Below are 17,430 nucleotides of genomic sequence, written 5' to 3'. Positions count from 1 at the left end.
GCAGGCGTGCACACTCCCAGCCTGGCGCAGAACTGTCGAGCCACGCACGCGACGACCACGGTCTCCCAGTGCATCCAGGGCATTCGGTGCGCAGATACGCCTCGTGCTCCAGACAAACCATCGACAAGGGTTGCTGCCAAAGGTGCTTCCACCCACCGCCTCGATCGGCGAGGCATTGTGGACAGAACCGTGACCCGGGCTTGTTCCGCGCGTGCAACGGTCGGTACTCCGTGAAGTATTGGTCGAGGGCCGCCTTCGAAGCCAGGCTCAGCGCACTTGGTTCAAAGAGTCGCTGCTGCGGTAGACCCAGCGCGTCGCAGAGTGCCTCGTGGTGACCGGCCAGTCCCGACTGGAAGTTCTGAAGTGTCCATGCGCTCACGGTGATGCCCATGGATGCGAACAGGGAACGCACCCCCATCTGGTACCGGTGAGCGAATCTGACCGCCCAACTGGCAGCAGGCTCATCGTCGAGGGGCAGCACCGCGATTGGTAGACGTTGTGGATCGAACCCGGCAACGACGGGGCGAAGCTCACCGCTTGAGGATGCGCCCCCGTGTTGCGGTGAACGCTGCGCGTTAGCCGGCGCGGGCACTGGTCTCTGCTGCGTTGTCACCGGTGGCAGCGGCGAGCACCTCGGCAGTGATTTGTTCGACCCCGCTGCGGATCGCGACATAGCTGGCACGATCCAGCAGGTTGGTCAGTGACCCGATGTGGCCCTGGGTGCGGCGATGGAGTTCTTTCGCGTGACTGACCAACATGCCGGGTGCGGCGTTGAGAAGGATCAGATGACTTTCCAAGGTGGACAAAAGCTGGACCCACGCTCGAAATCCCGCGTCGGAGCTGATCGAGAACGGGGCAATCGGCACTCTGGTCGACCGCCGAGACGTCTGAGCGTAGGACGCGTCCTCTCCGATCAGTCCTTCGTCGAAGAAGCGTTTCTCTGTCAGTCGCACACCCACGTAGATGAACGTGACCGGCATCTCGTTCGCGAGGCCTTTGAGGTGGTTGCTGACGTCGCGACCGTTGCGGTGCTTGAAATCGATGAAGTGAATGTCATCGATGATGATCAGCTGAGTTTCGCAGGATCGCACGCAGTCCACCGCCAGAGCGCCCAGCCGTGACGTGCTCGCACGCGTCGCGCCCGGATGGCCGTAGAACGACAGGATCTTCTGGTTCAACCCTTTCAGGGTGATGCCCGCATCCAACGGCACGAACGCCACAGGAAGCCGCTGGTGATCCGCCTGCGTGGAAGGGCCATGGCGTCGAAGAGTGCGCCGGTGAAATTCACGCGCGTAACGCGTCGCGATCGTGGTCTTCCCCAGCGCTGGTGCGGCATCGATCACCACCGAGCCGCGCAGACGGTCGCCATCACGGCGATTGGACGCCATGACCTGCTCGATGACCTCGAACGCATTGCTCAATTGGGCTGTCTTCACCGCGGGTGGGTTCGCGTTCCACACCATCCGCGCTTCGTCATAGTCCTCACGTTCATCCTCCGAAAGCCCTTGAAGCTCGCTCATGGTCAGTCGGTCGAGCGAGGGCGCGCTGCCGACTGCGCGAACGCGTCCCAACCATGCTTCGTCGCCATGTTGAACCGCTTCGGCTCGTTGTCATGCAGCCACTTCGCCCAGGTGTTCATTCGTCGAACACCTGAAACGCCTCACCATCGGGATGGTTGGCGTAGTACTGGTCGAACACATCAAGGTCGTCGACGACGTTTCGCGACCCACGATTCCGAAGGTGAGCGGCTAGATCAATCACATCCGGGATATCGCTCTCGGATGAATCGAGCTGCCCTCGATGATCACTGGTTGACGCAGCAAGCCGCTGGGCGACGTTCTTCTCGCGACGACTCGTCACCGCCTTCTTGCTGTACCGATGCAACAAATCGCCCAGAGCCGCCGGCGCGTCTACATGGCGGTCCGTGTGGCGAGACAACTCGCGGGTGTAGTCGGCAGCCTCAGCACTTAGTGGGCTCTCCAGTCCCGATGCGTGTTCCCACGCGAGAGAGTGCCATGTGAGCGTTGCAGGGTCTTGGAAATAGACGGCCCTGACGTCATCGCGATCCACCATGATCGGCCATTTTCCCGCGTGGACACCGCCATGGGCAGACTTCGTCATTCGATACAAGTTGAGGCCTGAACCGTCATAACGTCGCCCATCGACCTCAACGCCGTAATGCTGAATCGTACGCCAGGCGACGTCCAGGAACTCCATCCGCAGGTCGTCCGAGGACGGTAGCCGTAGCAATCCCGCTGCTGATATTCCTCGCGCAAACATCTCCGTGGGCGAAAGCTCGACGTTGGGCAGGATGGGGTCACACAGGCCCTGATGCGGAGAGTGATGGTAAATCCCAACCCACTCGCGGATGATGGCTTCCAGGTCGCTGACGAAGTAGAACGTCTCGCGCTCAACGTTCTTGCCGCGTGAGTAGATGTCCGGCCCCTTGTACGCCGGTAGGTGTTCAAGGAGTTGCTGCCGAAGGGTACGGAAGAACCGCTCTATTGTCGGCTTATCGGTGGGTTTGTGTGGGATCGCTGGCTGAATGTTGATGCCCAGCCGCTGACAGACCGAGCGTGTGTGGTGAGACAGATAAACCTTGCCGTGGTCGACCACGATCGTGTCCGGAAGCGCGCCCGTGTCCTGGGTGAGGATCGACTCAGGTACGCCCGCGTACGGTCCGCAGCCTTCGCCGATTTCGCTGACTGGACCCCAGGTCTGAGGGGTGACAACTTGGTACAGCACCGCAGCTACGTCGTGGGACTTCGTGGAGATTGGCCGCAGTGCAAGACCCAAGATGCACCGCGAGTAGAGATCCATCGCCACGGTCAGCTCTGTGTTAACCCACCGATTAGTGACGGGCTCCATCGCGAAGACGTCCAACCGTGTGGTGTCGAGGACGACATACTGTCCCGGCCGGTCAGCGCGTAGACGGCCCATAGCGCCCTGAGGACGTTCGGCGACTGAACGCCTCTGCTTCGCAGCCCCGAACGTGTATCGCCCCTTATCGAGTTCTCGGAGGCGCTTGTATGCAACAGCGCGAGAGGGGACAACACCGTCAGGATGGAGGTTGAGGAAAAGCGCGTTTGCCTTAGCGATCACAGTTCCGCGCGTGGGGTTCGATTTGTCTCGAAAACTCGCCAGTGATTCTCTGCATGCCAAATCCCACTCGGGGCTCACCGCAGAGGTTCGTTTCTTGAGTAGGCGACTGTCGAGCAAACCGACCACGCCACAGTCGAGATAGCGCTGTCCTCGACGATATGCAGTCCGAACCGCAATCCCGAGCTCGTCGGCCGCAGCCTCATAGCGGTCGTTAACACTCTTTTCCGAAGATGACGCGATCAATCGTTCGTAGACCTCGGCCTCACGCTCGATCGCGGAGCGTTGCTTGGTCGTCAGTGATCCGAGCCGGATGGCGTCGAGTTCGGCTCGCTCTGATGGCTGCGAAGATGTGCTGAGCGGGCTCGCGAGGCCAACGAGTGCGGGTGCATGCACCCGCACCAGCCTCTCGGCCGAGCGCAACACGACGTTCATGCCGTCTAGTTCGACGACAGTCCACGCGGCTCCCGCGTACCACATCTGTTGGCCCACAGATGTGTCCAAGACTTCAGCCGTCATGCAGCAGCACCTTCCTGAACACGCAGCAAGGAGCCCGAGCTGAGCGGGCGGCTGAGTTCAATCGTCACGTGACCGGACCAGATGAGTGCGGCGAGGGCAACTTGCAGCGAGGAGTCCCGTCCATCAGCTGAGGTGGCTGCACCCCAGGTCAGACCGTCTCGGACTACCTGTCGCGCTCGAACAAGTGCTTCGGCGGGCAGTCGGTCGGGGCGTCGTCCAACCGCAAGGAACTTGATGTTCCTCAGAACATGGGGGTCGGCCCCACTGAACACCTCGTATCCCCAGCCGCGCTCATCACACCACCGACGAGTCCAGTCGAACTGCGCTTTCACTTTGGGAAGATCCAGGAACGCGGAGGGCTTCACGTCGACAACCGTGACCCTGTGATCCGGTGACATCAGCATGAGGTCTGGAACGTGGGACCTCACGACGTCACCGTCGCTTCCTATGGCCTGGAACGGCTGAGTGGTGAGGCTGCCCACCGCAGGATCGAAATCGGCGAGCCAGAGTCGGTCCAGTTCCAACAGGCTTTCGTAGACGTGCACCCGCCCCGTCGTCGCGGACCAAAAGAACCCCGGATAGCTGGTGCGCCCGGGGTACGAGGGCGGCGTCCGGATTGGTAAGCCACCGACGATGGCGTCAGGTCGTGCGAGGTCAAGGGGCGTCTCGACCTCGTCCCCGGCTGCGGTGCAGTACCTCAGCGTGATCCCATGCGCCGCCATGGCCACGATCCTGCATCACTGACACGTTGGGAAGACTACTGACACGCCGCTGACAAGAAGTCGAGACTACTGACAAGTTATGCGAGAACCGACAGCTGCAGGGTGCTTCGGTAGGAGGGTCTGGGTTCGTGCCCCAGTCGCTTCCAGGCTGACGATTGGAACTGGCGATAAGGGCACTTATCGCAGTCGACATAGCGCCGAATCGAACAGGTGTCCTAAGTTTGAGGGATGGGGCAGTCCAAACGGGAACGCACCTGGCGCACCCCGAAGACCACCCGGCACGTCTGGGTCAAGCTGCCCGGCGACGGCCCCGCAGCGCGAGTCCACCCGCACCAGACCCCGCGACAGGGTCTGATCGTGACCTGGCGGCGCGTGTCCTACCGCTGGCAGGCCCTCGTCGTGCTGGTCGACGACCCGACGCTCGACGGAACTGAGTCCACGAAGCAGACCCGCGACCCGGTGGTAGTCCAGCTATGGGTCGACGCCAGCGACCTACGGCCCGTGCCGGCGGACCCGAACCGGGCCTTCGGGTTGCGGTAGCGAACTGAGTGCTCGCTCCAGCAGGCACTCAGTTCGTGGCAACTGGCACAGCCTGGATGACCTCGTTGTCCTCGTGGCCGTAATAAGAACCAGCCGGACCAGCCACGGTGCCCATCGCTCCACCGCAGGTGATGAGGGTGAGCATGCGCTGGGTGGCGGGGTAGAACACCTCGTCGGGTAGCGCGCGTTTGCCGTAGAGGTTCTTGGTCGCCACGCGCCAGGCGGTCGTCTTACCGCTGCCGTCACTGGTGTAGATCAGCGAGCCGACATTGAGCTTCGAGAGATTCGCGAAGACTCCTGGCGTTCCGCCGAGGCTGACGTGGCCGGCGATCACGGTGTTGCCGGTGCTGGCGTTCAGGTCGGCAGACTGGTTGTACCAGGCGGCGCGCCAGCTCTGCGCGGGAATTGTCAGGTATCTGGCCGAGACTTTCTCGGGGATGACCGATGCCAGCACGCCGATGCTCGGGATCAGAACCCGGTTCGGGTGCAGCGTGGTGACCTTCGAGGTCGAGGCGTTCGCTGCGTGCTCGGTGTTGGCGTCGCGGATGGTGGCTGCCACGTTGCGAATCGAGCCGGAGTTGTCCCCGGTGTACGCCGCGCGACGGTCCGCGCCGTCGCTGTCGTCCGGGTTGGCTGTGGCGGTGGCCCGCGCGACCGGCAGGGCCGGGGCGCTCTGGGTCGCCGCGGCGGGGACCTTGATCAGGCCGGACTGGCTCAACGCGCTCGGTCCTGTCGTGGGTGTCGCAGCCGACTCGCTGCTCGGATCTGCGGCGGCTTGTTCGAGCACCGGGTGGGTAGCGGCGTGGATCGCGGTGTAGGCACCGCCGCCGACGCCTGCGGTGCCGAGGATGGCCATGGCCAGCAGGGCTGCGTTGCGATTGCGTTGGGTGGTCTTCATGGTCGGTGGTGCTTCCTTGGTTGGTGTCGGGGTGCACAGACGGGGGTGTCGATCGCTCGACACCCCCGTCTGTTTGGAACGCTTCCGCTAACTCAGGTGACCCCGAGTCAGTTCTCCTGAGTTGCCTTGCGGCGCAGGCGGAAGGCCCCGATCAGGCCCGAGGCTCCAACCACGGTGATCAGGCCACCGACGGCCAGCGCCCCAGTGTCGACACCGAACATCTCGGCGTCACCGGTGGGAACGACGGGCGGCTTGGGCGTCTTGATGTTCGAGGTCTCGGCCTTCTGCCCGAACTTGCCCTTCACCGCAGGCCAGACGTGTCCCTGGTAGTTGCCGCTCTTGGCGGACTCCACGTACACGTAGGTGCCGTCGGTCTTGTTGACGGTGTACTTGGCCGTCGTCGTCGACAGGTTGCCCTTGGCGTCGGCCTTGCCGGACCAGGTGAACGAGCCGACCTTCACCGCGCCCTTGGGGATCGAACCGTCGGTGGTGACGGCGACACCTTTGGGCAGGTAGTACAGGTCGTCGTCGCCCTGGACTGAGGCCCCGGCCGGGAAGCCAGAACCCATCACGGTGTCGGACAGGGCGTCGCCCTGCTTGACGGTGGTGTTGGAGACCTTGGTCGTCACCTTCGGGATGACGTTCTTCACCAGGGAGGCCGACTCGGTGTGCTGGCCGAACTTGCTGATGATCGGCCCCCATGTGCCGCCCTCGCCGGAGCCGGGCAGAACCGACTCGCGGTAGACGTACAGACCCGGCTTGGTCACCGTGTACGACGGGGTCGTCGCCGAGACGTTGCCGGCGGCGTCAGCAGTGCCGGACCACGAGAACGACCCCAGCTTGACCGCGTTGCTGGGCACCGCGTCCGAGGGGCTCAGCTTGGTGCCGTACGGCAAGTAGTACAGGTCGTCGTTGCCCTTGACCGAGGCACCGGCCGGGAAGCCGGAACCGTTGATCTGGTCATGGATCGGCTTGGAGATGTCCTGGCCGGTCTGGATGTGGGTGATAACGCTCGGTGCACCCGGCTTGGTCAACGACGCCGACTCGGTCTTGGAACCGAACTTGCCGGTGATCTTGCCCCAGGTGTAACCGCCGTGGTTACCAGCGTTGGCCGACTCCACGAACACGTACGTCCCGGCCTTGGTCGGGGTGTAGTTCGGCGTGGTCGCGGTGACCTTGCCAGACCCGTCGGCAGTGGCGCTCCACGTGTAGGTGGTGATCTTCTCGGCGTTGGCCGGCACCGTGCCTTCGACGACCTTCGTGCCGTACGGCACGAAGTACAGGTCGTCGGTACCCGTGACACTCGCACCGGCCGGGAAGCCGGAACCGTTGATGGTGTCCGAGATCGGCTTGGCGACGTCGCCGCCAGCCTGGATCTGGGTGGTCACCACCGGGCTGGTCGGGCTGGTCAGGCTGACCGTCTCGTCGGTGTCGCCGAACTTGCCGGTGATCTTGTTCCAGGTCGAACCGCCGGCGCTGCCTGCGTTGGCGGTCTCGACGTAGACATAGACACCCGGCTTGGTCACGGTGACCGGAGCGGTCTTGGCCTGCAGGTCGCCGTCCTCGTCAGCGGTGGCCGACCAGTCATAGGTACCGACCTTGACGGCGTTGGCGGGCACTGTGTCGGACTCGGTCACCTTCGTGCCGTACGGCAGGTAGTACAGCTCGTCGGTACCGGCGACCTTCGCACCGGCGGGTAAGCCGGAACCGATCACGGTGTCGGACAACGGCTTGCTGATGTCCTGACCAGCCTGGACCTGTGTCGCGATCGTGGGGACCTCGGGCTTGGTGAACGTCGAGGACTCCGTCGGCTCACCGAACTGACCGTTGTAGGCCGACCAGGACGACGTGCTGCTGCTCCCGGCCGCCGAGTGCTCGACGAACACGTAGGTTCCGGCCTTGGTCGGCTTGTACGCCGAGGTGATAACCGTCAGGTTGCCCTTGGAGTCCGTGGTGCCCGACCAGTTCAAGGTCGTGACCTTGGTGGCGTTGGACGGTATGGCTCCCTGAGTGATCTTCGTGCCGTACGGCACGTAGTACAGGTCGTCGGTGCCCGTGACCTTCACCCCGGCCGGGAAGCCGGAGCCCTTGATGGTGTCGGTCAGCGACTGGCCGACCTTGCCGTTGGCGACGCTGACCGCTGTGGTGAGCTTCGGGGTGAACTTGGTGATGTTCGCCGAGGCGCTCCACACGGCACTGGCCTTGATCGGAGCGGACTGCGTGCCGGCGACCCACAGGTTCTGCCACTTGCTCGACTTGGTGATCCACAGGCCGTAGTCCGGCGTGACCGTGGACACCGACAAGGTCGCCTTCGCGGTGCTGGTGTACTTCACCTGCAGCGAGGTCAGCGCCGTTCCGGTGAGGCCCTTCTTGGTGGTCGTGCCGTCAGCGAACTTTGCGCCGCCAGTCAGGGTGGCGGTATACGACTCGCCGGGTACGTACTGGCCGGATGCCTTGGCCTTCGCGCCGAACGTGACGGTGCCAGTTGCCCCGACCTTCCCGCCGGCGGCACCCTTGACGACCATGGTCTGCGCGCCGTGGTACTTCTGCGCTTCGGCCAGGTACTTGTCGAACAACGCCTTGACGTTGGCGTAGTCGGAGACCTGGGTGGTCGGGGCCACTCCAGCCGACGGCTTGCCCGGAGACGCCGTCAGCATGTGCTCCTTGGAGTTGCCAGCCAGATAGCCGTTCAGCGCGTCGACGGCGGTGACCATCCGGGCCCGCGTCGCCAACGGCAGAGACTTGGACGGGTTGCCGTACTTGTTGATGACGTAGGCAGCCTCCTCCAGGGTCGTCGCGGAGTACCGGCCTTCGGTGCCGGTGTACGCACCAGTGACCCGCACCGGGGTCGACCAGGTGCTGTTGGGAATCGCGCTGAAGCCGTTGCCCGACGGGCCGTCCTTCTTGTCCTGCGCGCAGTAGTAGACCTGCCCGAGGCCATGTTCACGAAGCCGTGTGCCCGGAAGCCCTGGGACGAACCCAACTTGGTCCCAGCAAGCGGCTGCGGGTGGTTGGTGTTCGCCGACAGCCAGTAGCTGCTGACCGGCTTGGGCGGAGTCGCGGCCATGGCCGGTGCGGCGATGCCGAAACCGACGGCAGCCAGACCGGCAAACGCAACAGCGCGCGCACCGCGGCCGTAGCTGGAGGGAGTGACGGGAGCCGCGTGACGCGGCTGGAGAGTCTGAGTCATTTTGCTGTTCCTCGGGTGGTAACACGACGAAACCCCGGGCCGACAAGGCCCGGGGTTCTACACGAATTGCGTGTACTGACAACGGTATAGAGCAGCTTCTCGAAGACGCAATGACCGCAGCGAGAAACTTTCGCCAGGGCTACCGGTGCTCGAAATGCTGGTAGTCCAACACCCCGGCCTTCCAGTCGCCGCCCCAACTGAAGCCACCCGCCGTGAATGCCTTGTACGTTGCGTCGCCGCACAGGATCTTGCCCTTGCCCGGTGTCCGCGGGACGTAGGTGCTGACGCCGTACTGCGGATGTCCTTGGTACACGTACGGATTCACCCACGGGTTGATGTCGATCGCCTTGCCGTAGGCGTGCATCGACCAGCCGGTGCCGTTGGTGATCTTGCGGCAGTTGTAGGCCGAGGTGTTGTTGGCTTTCACCGAGTTGTCGTCGTTGCCGCCGAAGTCGTCGACCAGGCGCATCTGCTGGATCGGGAAGTGATTACGGGCCAGCGTGTTGAACGCGGTGACCGTGGTCGAGGCGATGCTGGCGTTCACGACCAGTTCTCCGACGTGGTAGCGCTGGTCGTATCCCCAGTACGGCACCTTCACGTAGCGCAGGGCGCTCAGTGATACCGGGCACTCGGCCCGGTACGACGTCTTCATCCGTGTCGCGAGAGCCGGGGTGATGCTCGAAACACTCGCAGCGACAGGGGTTCCCACCGCCGAGCACGGGAAGCCGCCGAGCGCTGACCAGGTGAGCGGGCCGACGATGCCGTCGGCCACGAGACGGTGCGACTTCTGGAACGCCGCGACTGCGGCTTTGGTTCGAGGTCCGAACTGACCGTCGGTGGTGACCCGCAGCCGAGACTGGGTCGAGGACACCAATACACCGCTGTCGCCGGACTGGGTAGTGACCACCGAACAGGACGACGCCACCGTTGCCGATGGTGCTGCTGTGGTCGCCGTCGCGGTACTGACGTCCGCCGCCGCGACGGCGAACGCTGTGGTGGATGCCGCAGTCGCGCCAAGTCCGGCGGCCGCGCGAAGAATGAGGGACATGATGATGTTTCCTTCCGGGAACGTTCAAGCGGGAAACGCAATGCGCCCCGGGGTCCGGGGCGCATTGCGCGAACAAGGAGTTGCTCAGCCGGTGAAGTTGAAGTGGTAGGACTCACCGGTGGTGCCGTAGGCGTACGGCTGGGTGAACCCGTACTTGCCGCCGTTTGCCCGCAACCAGTTGGAACCCACACCGCCCCAGTCGAACTCGGTGGTGTGGCCGTGCCACTCCTGGAAGTCGACCGCCAGGCCCATGCCGTGGTTGGAGCTACCGGGCTTGTTCGCCTGCGCCGGGCCGAGCTTGTCGTACCAATACTGCTGCTCGGCCCAGTCCCGGTAGGCCAGGTCGATGTTGGCGTAGTGCCCGAACTTGGCCTTGTACGCCGCCTGCAACGAGTCCAGTGCGCGGCCCGCCGAGCAGTTGATGTACCGCGTGGTGTTCACCGTGTAACCAGGGGCGAACGAGTTGGGGGAGTTGTACGCCCCGTTCACCGCGCACAACTGCGACACCGGGATCTGGGCGTTCACCCGAGTCAGCGACGACGAGGTCGTCTCGATCTCACCACGGTTGATGTACCCGCCAGCGATCTTGACCCAGTCGGCGTTCACCTGCGTGCCGGAAACCGCTGCACCACTGGCCTTGTGACCCAGCACGCCGTAGTTGAACCCAGGCCCGGAACGCACAGTCGCGGTGATACCACCCGTGGTCGCGATCCAGCCATGCACGTTGCTGGTGGGCGGCTTGGGGCCGACCTTCGGCACGTCGATCAGGTAAGACGCCGCGACGTACTTGCCGGCATAGCCACCGCTGGTGATCTTCATCCAGCCGCCGTTGATGATGCCGGTGACCTTCGTGCCGGGGGACAGCTTGGCCACCCGGGCGTACCCGGTTCCCGGACCGGTGCGCACCGACAGGAAGTCGATGCCCGAAGCGACCTGCTTGGTCACCACGGTGGTGTTGGATCCACCGTTGCTGCAGGGGAATCCGCCCAAAGCTGCCCAGGTCTTCGGACCAACGACACCGTCTGCCGCCAGGTGATGGCTCTTCTGGAACGCCTTCACCTTCGCCAGCGTCTGGTTGCCGAACACACCGTCGGCGCCGAGGCCGCCCAGCCGGGATTGCAGCGTCTTGACCAGTGCCCCCGTCGAACCCTTGTGGATGGTGACCACGGTGCAGGAAGCAGCCGACGGACTGACGGCGGCATCAGCGTGTGGTGCGACCCCGGCGGCAACACCTCCGGCCATGCTGACCAGGCCGAGTACGGCAATGGCGCCTTTACTGGCGATTGAGTTGAACATCCTGAGTGATGCCTTTCAGTTGGTGCCGGCCGCGCGGTCAGCGATGGTGGATGCGAACTGGCGGTGCATGGCGCACAACTGCGCCAGCGGAGCCAGGTCGCCGAACTCGGGGCTTTGGACGGTCACGCCGGCCGGCGCGGAAACGCGCGGCAGCGTGTCACCGGTGTTGAATCCGGGAGCCAGTTGAGTAGAGGCAGCCGCCAGCAACCGGCGACCCTCCTCGTCCCACATCACGCAACCGTGGTGGCCGGTTCCGATGTAGATGCGGCCGAACGCACCATGCACGACACGGCCCGATTCGGAGTCGACGTCGCTGACTCCGAAGCCGCGAACCCCCAGCACCTGGAAGACTCCGGCGAAGCCCCACATCACGTCCTGCGCGGTGGCCGCAACACCTTCTGCCCGGCCGAGGCAGTCGTCGATGAACGCCTGATCGGCGAACTGGTTGAGCGTGCCGAGCTCGCTGGTGTCGACATCGCGCACCGGGGGAGAGGCGACGAACGCGACCTGCGCCTCGTCGACAGGCGCGAACGATCCGCCGTCGTTGACCGGCACCAGAATGATGCCGGCGGCGATGTCGCCCATCTCGGCGTCGTTGCGGTGCTGGAAGAACGTCGCACCCAGGTGATGCAGCGCGATGGAGGCCAGGCTCACGTCGACCTTGGTGGACTTGATACGGGGCGGGGCGGCCATGGACAGTGCGGACATATACGGGTCTTCTTTCGTGGTGGTCGTGGTCAGCTAGCGGAGGAGCGTTTGGGGGTACGAAGTTCGGACACGAGGAGTCCTTGCTGAGCGGCCCACCGCTGCCGTTGTTTCTTGGTCATGCCGCCCCAGATGCCGTCCTCGTCGCGGGCAACCGCGACCTGAAGGCAGTGCTCTCGGATCGGGCACTCTTCGCATGTGCGACGGGCTATCAGCCAGTGCCGTTGTTCGTAGAAGAACTCCGGATCCACACCGGTGCAGGGCAGTTGAGTGCCCGCAGGGACGACCAGGGGGTGTTCGGAAGCCAGGGCGATCCATTTGCCGAGCCCGTACCAGGGGTCGATGGGTTCGACCACCGTTGAGGTGTCGGCTATAGCTGCCTCCTTCGATCGTGGAAGCGCCTGAACCGATCCGTTGGTTGAGGCACATGCCGGAACGGTGCGACGCGGTTGCGCTGTCGCACGTTCGGGGCCTGACCTCACACCAACTGACATGGGCCACGCGCTCCGAGCCAGGACCCGCGAAAGCCCTGACCAGCGGCGATGAGGAAATCCAGGAGCGGCAAAGGTCTGCCTGATACCGGCTTCGACTGCCTCGTCGATGGGGCACAAGCACGCACAGCGCGGCTTCGTCGCACCGTGCCGGCATGACGAACTTCCTGATGTACGCAGCGGCCGCCATGTTCAGCGCTTACGTTCTGAGCAACCTCGCGTTCGCCGCCTGCTTGGCTGTCGGGATCCGAGGAGGCAAAGCCCGGCACACCGTGGCCGCGCTGTGCTCCGTCCTGTTGACGGGGATCGCGGCCCTGGTCCTGCTGTTGGTCGCTGCGGCGGTCAACCTCGCCAGTTAGTAGGCAGTCCTGCAGCAACAACAGGAGCGCCCGGACCTGCGAGGGTCCGGGCGCTCCTGTTGTTGCTGGTCAGCTCGCTGCGAGAACGCGGGCGATGCCGGAGTTGGCCAGTGACGTGAGGCGCGCCCCGCGCACCCACAGCGACCCGGCAAGGTCGCGTGAGGTCAGCAGATGAACGTCGTTGCACGAGGAAGCGAAGTACGGCGACATCGCCCAGCGACCCGTCTCGGTGACGCCGAGCGCGTGAACAGTTCCGCCCAGGGCACGGACCTCCTCGGCGGCCACGGCCAAGTCTTCGTCACCGGATACCAGGACGAAGTCAAGGGTCTGGCCGGTGCGGGCCAGATGCGTCATGTCCCGTTGGATCAAGCCATCCACGCGCTTCTGCTGCCAGACGCCGTCGTGACGCCGCAGTGCACCTAACGTCAGGTCCACCCCGGCGGTCGCCGCCAGTGCTCGGTGCTCGGGTGTCGGTTCCTTGTCCTGTCGTGCCCCGTCGTACCAATGGATCCGCGACACAGGGCGACCAGAGACCGCCACAGCCTTCTGCGCCAAGGCGGCAGCCATTCGCGGCGGGTCCAACTGGATGTCTTCCCGAGATACGCTCGGGGCGCGCGTCAAGGCGGCAGCGGCGGCCAGTAGCAGCCAGCCGCCGTCAACGAACACCCGAGTGTGTCGGGGCGTGATGGTATCCATGCCTGACACGGTGCGACGCTTGCCCCCTGACGTCACCAGTCGTCGGTGGTCACCTTCGGCGGGGAGTCCACTTCGGCCAACCGGGCCGGTCGCCAGAAGCGGACTCGGGGATGGGAGATTCCGGTTCGGCGAACTCATCACCAGCGAACGGGTCGGTGTCCAGTACCGGCTCATCGTCTGATTCCCCGGATGCAAGATCGGCGAGGAAGTCCTCCAAGAACGTCATGTCGAGTTCGGGCGGGGGTCCTCCGTTCGTTGGTCCGAACTCGATTCGGGCGGATCTGATTCTGTGCCGGACAACGCCGGCGAGACTGGGCCATCTGCGTCGCAGCGGTCCATCTCGGGATCCACTGCGCGCTGAGCGGTGCGGTCCGCGTCGTCGAAATCGCCCGAGTCGAGGTCGTCCAAATCCAGGTCGAGATCGAACGATTCCACCTCGATGACATCCTCCGTGTCGTAGCTAGGCTCGTCATCGCCGCCGCGCAACGACGGCGGCAGGTCACCAATGATCTGACCAGGCAGCACTTCCTGTTTCGGCATGAACGGCTCCAGGTCCAGTAGCGCAGACGGGTCCAGTTTCGGCACGCGCGCGTCGAGCTCGAACTTGAACGTGCCTGGGGCGGCAACGTCGGTGTCGGTACCTTGCGGGGCGAACCAACACTGGATCGGCTCTGCCACAGGAGACGTCAACGGCTCCCACAAGCCGCGGCCTTTGGGGATGAAGTCGCCCAGGCTCGGTGCGTCGAACGGGTTGCGAAGCGCCGACATCTTCGCGCCCTGGCTGGCGTTGCCGAAGATCGAACGGCCCATGTTGTCTTTCAGGTCAGCCCCGCCGGGCACTTTGTCCAGGACCGTCTTGTCTAGCTTCTGGGTCGCCAGGATCAGGTTGATTCCCACCGCGCGCAACTCGCGCACGACTTTTCCGGTGTACTGCCCGATAGTGGCGCGGGCCTTGTTGTCCGCTTCGACTTCCGCTCGAACCTTCTGGAGTTCAGGGTCGTTGCCGGCGTCCGGCAAAACCTCCCGGCCCATGGCGGAGGTGAACTCGTCGAAGAACACCACAATTCGCGGCGGACGTTGGTCTTCGGGAATGTCCATGAAGTTACCGACGCGCATCTGCGTCAACAGTTTCTTGCGCTGCTGACCCTCGTCGTACACCGCCTTCATGGCGGCTGCTGCAACGTGCGCAGTGGTGGCGACGGCGATGGCGTGGTCGGCTAGGAACGCGAAGTCGATCGCGGCCTTCTGGATGTCGATCACGACGATCTTCATGCCCTGCACAGCGCACCCGTACAGGATCCCCTGGGCGGTCACCGATTTCCCACTACCGGCGCCCCCACTTACCAGTGCATAAGGGTCTGAGATGAACCGGTGCTCAACGGGTTCGCCTGTGATGCCGGTGGCGAACGGCACGGCGTCGCGCTGAGCGGCGTCGACGGCGTCGAAGTCGAAGGCGACTCGCTCCGGCAACGGGTGCGTGCGACTGACGAGCAACTCGATGAAGCTGGCACCATGTCGGGACGGGTAAGCCTGGCAGAAGGCGTTGTTGGTGCTGGTGGCCAGTTTGGCCAGCGCACCCTTGAATCGCTCCGCCGACAATCCTGACGGCAGGGAGATCACCAGACGCTGCACCGCGTCGTTGTGTTCGAGGGCTCCGACGCTGGTGACGGTCGGGACGGAACCGTCGACGGTGACAAGGTTGGCGTCGGCGAATGCTTGCGACCAGTCGAGGTTGGTCAAGCGCAGCACATCTCGTCCGGGGTTGACCAGGAACGCCGGGTCTGGCTCGCCGCCGGCGAACAACCGCACTCCGTCCGGGATCGACTCCATCCGCAGCCACGGGACACCCAGGGACGCGCGCATCGCCGACGCTTTGGCGCGTACGTCGCCCATCGTCACTCCGTCGTGCAGGCGAAGGGAGATCTCCCACAACTGGTTCTTAGCCGCGCGAGGTGTTGTCAGGCATGTCGCATCGATCAGTTCGGGTCGGGCGAGTTTGGCTGCCGTGAACGCGGTGTTGACGATGCCCGCGGCGACCCACGCCTCGGCGTTGCTGCCTGACATGGGCTGCAGAGCACCCGGCTTGGTGCTGCTCAGTAATGTCAGCGTGGTCGGCACTGCCGTCTGGCTGGGTGCGTAATAGATGGTCAGGCCAAGCGCATGCCGGTCACCGGGGCGACCGCCGCTGCCTGGCCAGCCGGTGATCGCGACAAATCCGGCCGCGTTCAACGCTGCTGCCATTCGCTGCTCCGTGCCGAAGTAGTCGCGCGGGTCGACACCTTTGCGGACCAGAAATGGCAACCTGGTGATCGGAATGGATCCCATGCCGGCGCGCAACGTGCTCACCTCACGTACGACGTGCTGAGCCACCGGCAGGTTTAGCCGGTGTTTGGCTGGTCCGCCATCGGCCCAGTTGCGATCCCATTCGTCTTCGGTGCGTAGGTTGTCGATGGTGCCGCGCAAACCTCCGTCCAGCTCTACCGATTCGAGGTCGCCGACATACAGGACGCCTTTGCGGTGATCCACCTGCACGTCGACCCCGAGCGTCTGCGACATCAGGAACGGGATGTTGGACATCCGCACCGCTCGAAGGTCGCCGGACCAGGTTGTCGCCCAGACACGGGCACCCGGCTGCGTGTCCGGCTCGAACAGCGGTTGCACGGTAACGATCGGCATGGGGTCCATGGCCGCTGATGTGCGAGCCACCGTCATCGCCGCCTCGACCAGTAAGGTCGCCAGTTCGATGTGCTCACCGGTTGGCAGCGCCGACAGGTCAGTGGTGCCAGGCGCGGCCACCAGGATCCGGAACCGGTTCAGGTCGGCGGTTCCCGGTTGCGGTGCACCAGTGCCGTCCAGAACCGGTGAAGTCATCACGAATGTGCCTGCGCCCGAACCCACTTCGGCGGCAATCTTCACCTGCTGCTTGACAATGTCGGCCGCCGACCGGCCGGGCGGAGCGGTGAAACTGACCACCTCTAAACCTTCGACGGCGCCGGAGGGGTCACCGTCGCGGACGTCGTCGACGCTCGGGGCGGGTGCGACTTTCAAGGCTTCCCAGCGGGGCCGCCACTCCGCAATGGCACCTTGCACGCGCTCCCACTGGGCGACTGCCAGCCTGGTCGCGGCGAAATGCAGAATCAGAAGCGTCGTGGTGAGCCCGAGGGCTGCCCATCCCGCTGTCGGGAACGACCCGAGCCACACCCCGACCTGGTCGTTGCCCCCGAACATGCCCGGCACGACTAATCCGGCTGCGATGACAAGAACGAGTGCGCCGACGGCCAGCGCCGTGATGAGCCGGTCGGTGGATACCACCTTCCGGACATGGCTGAACCGTGTTGCCGGGCGGCCCTGCTCGGCGGTGCGGCGCACCGAGGTGAGCGCAGCCGCCAATAGCAGGGCGCAAATGAAGTTGGCCAGGTGAGACGCATTGATCGCCTGCGGAACCGTGTCAGGCTGCGCCGGCTGCTTCAACCACACCGGCCACGCCACCGGCAACGAGACCGCGACCAGCCCGGCCAGCACGCTCAGGGCCCAGGTTGTCCGCACGGGCCAACCAGGCTTGAACAACGACGTTGGGAACAGTAGGGCCGACTTCATTTGCCGCCACCACAGGTAGCCGTCGTAGCGACGCTGCTCAAAATCGTCGGCCGCCGTCGGGGACTTGGTCACCGGGTCACGCGGGCCGGTCAGGATGACCGATGGTTCCATCCACGCCGCCACGACCAGCGATAGCCACAGGAACGGAACGCTGGGCAGGCGCAGCGCAGCACCGGCCACGCACGCCAGCGCCCCGAGCAGAACGATCGGGGCGGCAAGACTGGTGGCCGGTTGGTTGTTGCGAGTACGACGGGTTGCCTGGGCCACGAG

Annotated in this window: 13 protein-coding genes and 1 pseudogene; 2 read left to right on the top strand and 12 right to left on the bottom strand. The window is 64.5% G+C overall.

Annotated elements, in window-relative coordinates; all coding sequences use genetic code 11:
- Positions 1–151: 151 nt before the first annotated feature.
- The 4 genes and pseudogenes from ACFQBT_RS11665 to ACFQBT_RS11650 all read right to left on the bottom strand — a co-directional run.
- Positions 152–673, bottom strand: a pseudogene (locus ACFQBT_RS11665) (TniQ family protein); the annotation flags it as partial.
- The gene (locus ACFQBT_RS11660) at positions 576–1,520 is read right to left on the bottom strand and encodes a TniB family NTP-binding protein (RefSeq protein ID WP_377822845.1); all 945 of its coding nucleotides are present in this window, start codon (positions 1,518–1,520) and stop codon (positions 576–578) included. The gene ACFQBT_RS11660 and the pseudogene ACFQBT_RS11665, both read right to left, overlap by 98 nt.
- A gap of 115 nt (positions 1,521–1,635) precedes the next feature.
- Complete coding sequence (locus tag ACFQBT_RS11655; protein ID WP_109686906.1) at positions 1,636–3,618, bottom strand: DDE-type integrase/transposase/recombinase; 1,983 nt, start codon at positions 3,616–3,618, stop codon at positions 1,636–1,638.
- The gene (locus ACFQBT_RS11650; protein ID WP_109686904.1) at positions 3,615–4,340 is read right to left on the bottom strand and encodes a TnsA-like heteromeric transposase endonuclease subunit; all 726 of its coding nucleotides are present in this window, start codon (positions 4,338–4,340) and stop codon (positions 3,615–3,617) included. Before ACFQBT_RS11650 ends, ACFQBT_RS11655 begins: the two co-directional genes overlap by 4 nt.
- Before the next feature lie 228 nt (positions 4,341–4,568).
- On the opposite strand from ACFQBT_RS11650, the gene ACFQBT_RS11645 reads away from it, so the two are divergent.
- Entirely contained in the window at positions 4,569–4,880 is a 312-nt protein-coding gene (locus tag ACFQBT_RS11645; protein ID WP_377822842.1) for a hypothetical protein, read from the top strand.
- Positions 4,881–4,908: 28 nt separating this feature from the next.
- Here the strand turns inward: ACFQBT_RS11645 and ACFQBT_RS11640 are convergent, their stop codons facing one another.
- The 6 genes from ACFQBT_RS11640 to ACFQBT_RS11615 form a co-directional block, all read right to left on the bottom strand.
- Positions 4,909–5,778, bottom strand: a complete 870-nt coding sequence (locus ACFQBT_RS11640) for a sortase domain-containing protein (RefSeq protein WP_377822840.1) — start codon at positions 5,776–5,778, stop codon at positions 4,909–4,911.
- A gap of 107 nt (positions 5,779–5,885) precedes the next feature.
- On the bottom strand, positions 5,886–8,621 hold the full coding sequence (locus ACFQBT_RS11635; protein WP_377822838.1) for a hypothetical protein: 2,736 nt from the start codon (positions 8,619–8,621) through the stop codon (positions 5,886–5,888).
- A gap of 486 nt (positions 8,622–9,107) precedes the next feature.
- Positions 9,108–10,016, bottom strand: coding sequence for a M15 family metallopeptidase (locus tag ACFQBT_RS11630; protein ID WP_377822836.1), 909 nt, complete (start codon positions 10,014–10,016; stop codon positions 9,108–9,110).
- 84 nt (positions 10,017–10,100) lie between these two features.
- The gene (locus ACFQBT_RS11625; RefSeq protein ID WP_377822834.1) at positions 10,101–11,312 is read right to left on the bottom strand and encodes a peptidoglycan-binding protein; all 1,212 of its coding nucleotides are present in this window, start codon (positions 11,310–11,312) and stop codon (positions 10,101–10,103) included.
- A 15-nt stretch (positions 11,313–11,327) separates the two neighbouring features.
- Positions 11,328–12,020: a hypothetical protein gene (locus tag ACFQBT_RS11620; protein ID WP_377822832.1), complete on the bottom strand. Its 693-nt coding sequence runs from the start codon at positions 12,018–12,020 to the stop codon at positions 11,328–11,330.
- 29 nt (positions 12,021–12,049) lie between these two features.
- Positions 12,050–12,373, bottom strand: a complete 324-nt coding sequence (locus ACFQBT_RS11615; RefSeq protein WP_377822830.1) for a WhiB family transcriptional regulator — start codon at positions 12,371–12,373, stop codon at positions 12,050–12,052.
- Positions 12,374–12,663: 290 nt separating this feature from the next.
- Between ACFQBT_RS11615 and ACFQBT_RS11610 the strand changes: the two genes are divergently transcribed.
- Positions 12,664–12,867: a hypothetical protein gene (locus ACFQBT_RS11610; RefSeq protein WP_109685209.1), complete on the top strand. Its 204-nt coding sequence runs from the start codon at positions 12,664–12,666 to the stop codon at positions 12,865–12,867.
- 69 nt (positions 12,868–12,936) lie between these two features.
- On the opposite strand, the gene ACFQBT_RS11605 is transcribed toward ACFQBT_RS11610, so the two are convergent.
- Both ACFQBT_RS11605 and ACFQBT_RS11600 read right to left on the bottom strand, forming a co-directional pair.
- Positions 12,937–13,563, bottom strand: a complete 627-nt coding sequence (locus tag ACFQBT_RS11605; protein WP_109685207.1) for an NYN domain-containing protein — start codon at positions 13,561–13,563, stop codon at positions 12,937–12,939.
- Positions 13,564–13,785: 222 nt separating this feature from the next.
- Positions 13,786–17,427: an FtsK/SpoIIIE domain-containing protein gene (locus tag ACFQBT_RS11600; RefSeq protein ID WP_377822827.1), complete on the bottom strand. Its 3,642-nt coding sequence runs from the start codon at positions 17,425–17,427 to the stop codon at positions 13,786–13,788.
- Positions 17,428–17,430: the final 3 nt, after the last annotated feature.

Origin of the sequence: Branchiibius cervicis, from assembly GCF_042661605.1 — a bacterium.
GTDB classification, from domain to species: Bacteria; Actinomycetota; Actinomycetes; order Actinomycetales; family Dermatophilaceae; genus Branchiibius; species Branchiibius cervicis.
Note: the sequence above shows the minus strand (reverse complement) of the source record. Positions and strands in the feature narration are given on the sequence as shown.

Coding starts and splice junctions, on each gene's coding strand:
- ACFQBT_RS11660 (WP_377822845.1), bottom strand. CDS start 1,520: ATGAGCGAGCTTCAAGGGCTTTCGGAGGATGAACGTGAGGACTATGAC.
- ACFQBT_RS11655 (WP_109686906.1), bottom strand. CDS start 3,618: ATGACGGCTGAAGTCTTGGACACATCTGTGGGCCAACAGATGTGGTAC.
- ACFQBT_RS11650 (WP_109686904.1), bottom strand. CDS start 4,340: ATGGCGGCGCATGGGATCACGCTGAGGTACTGCACCGCAGCCGGGGAC.
- ACFQBT_RS11645 (WP_377822842.1), top strand. CDS start 4,569: ATGGGGCAGTCCAAACGGGAACGCACCTGGCGCACCCCGAAGACCACC.
- ACFQBT_RS11640 (WP_377822840.1), bottom strand. CDS start 5,778: ATGAAGACCACCCAACGCAATCGCAACGCAGCCCTGCTGGCCATGGCC.
- ACFQBT_RS11630 (WP_377822836.1), bottom strand. CDS start 10,016: ATGTCCCTCATTCTTCGCGCGGCCGCCGGACTTGGCGCGACTGCGGCA.
- ACFQBT_RS11625 (WP_377822834.1), bottom strand. CDS start 11,312: ATGTTCAACTCAATCGCCAGTAAAGGCGCCATTGCCGTACTCGGCCTG.
- ACFQBT_RS11620 (WP_377822832.1), bottom strand. CDS start 12,020: ATGTCCGCACTGTCCATGGCCGCCCCGCCCCGTATCAAGTCCACCAAG.
- ACFQBT_RS11610 (WP_109685209.1), top strand. CDS start 12,664: ATGACGAACTTCCTGATGTACGCAGCGGCCGCCATGTTCAGCGCTTAC.
- ACFQBT_RS11605 (WP_109685207.1), bottom strand. CDS start 13,563: ATGGATACCATCACGCCCCGACACACTCGGGTGTTCGTTGACGGCGGC.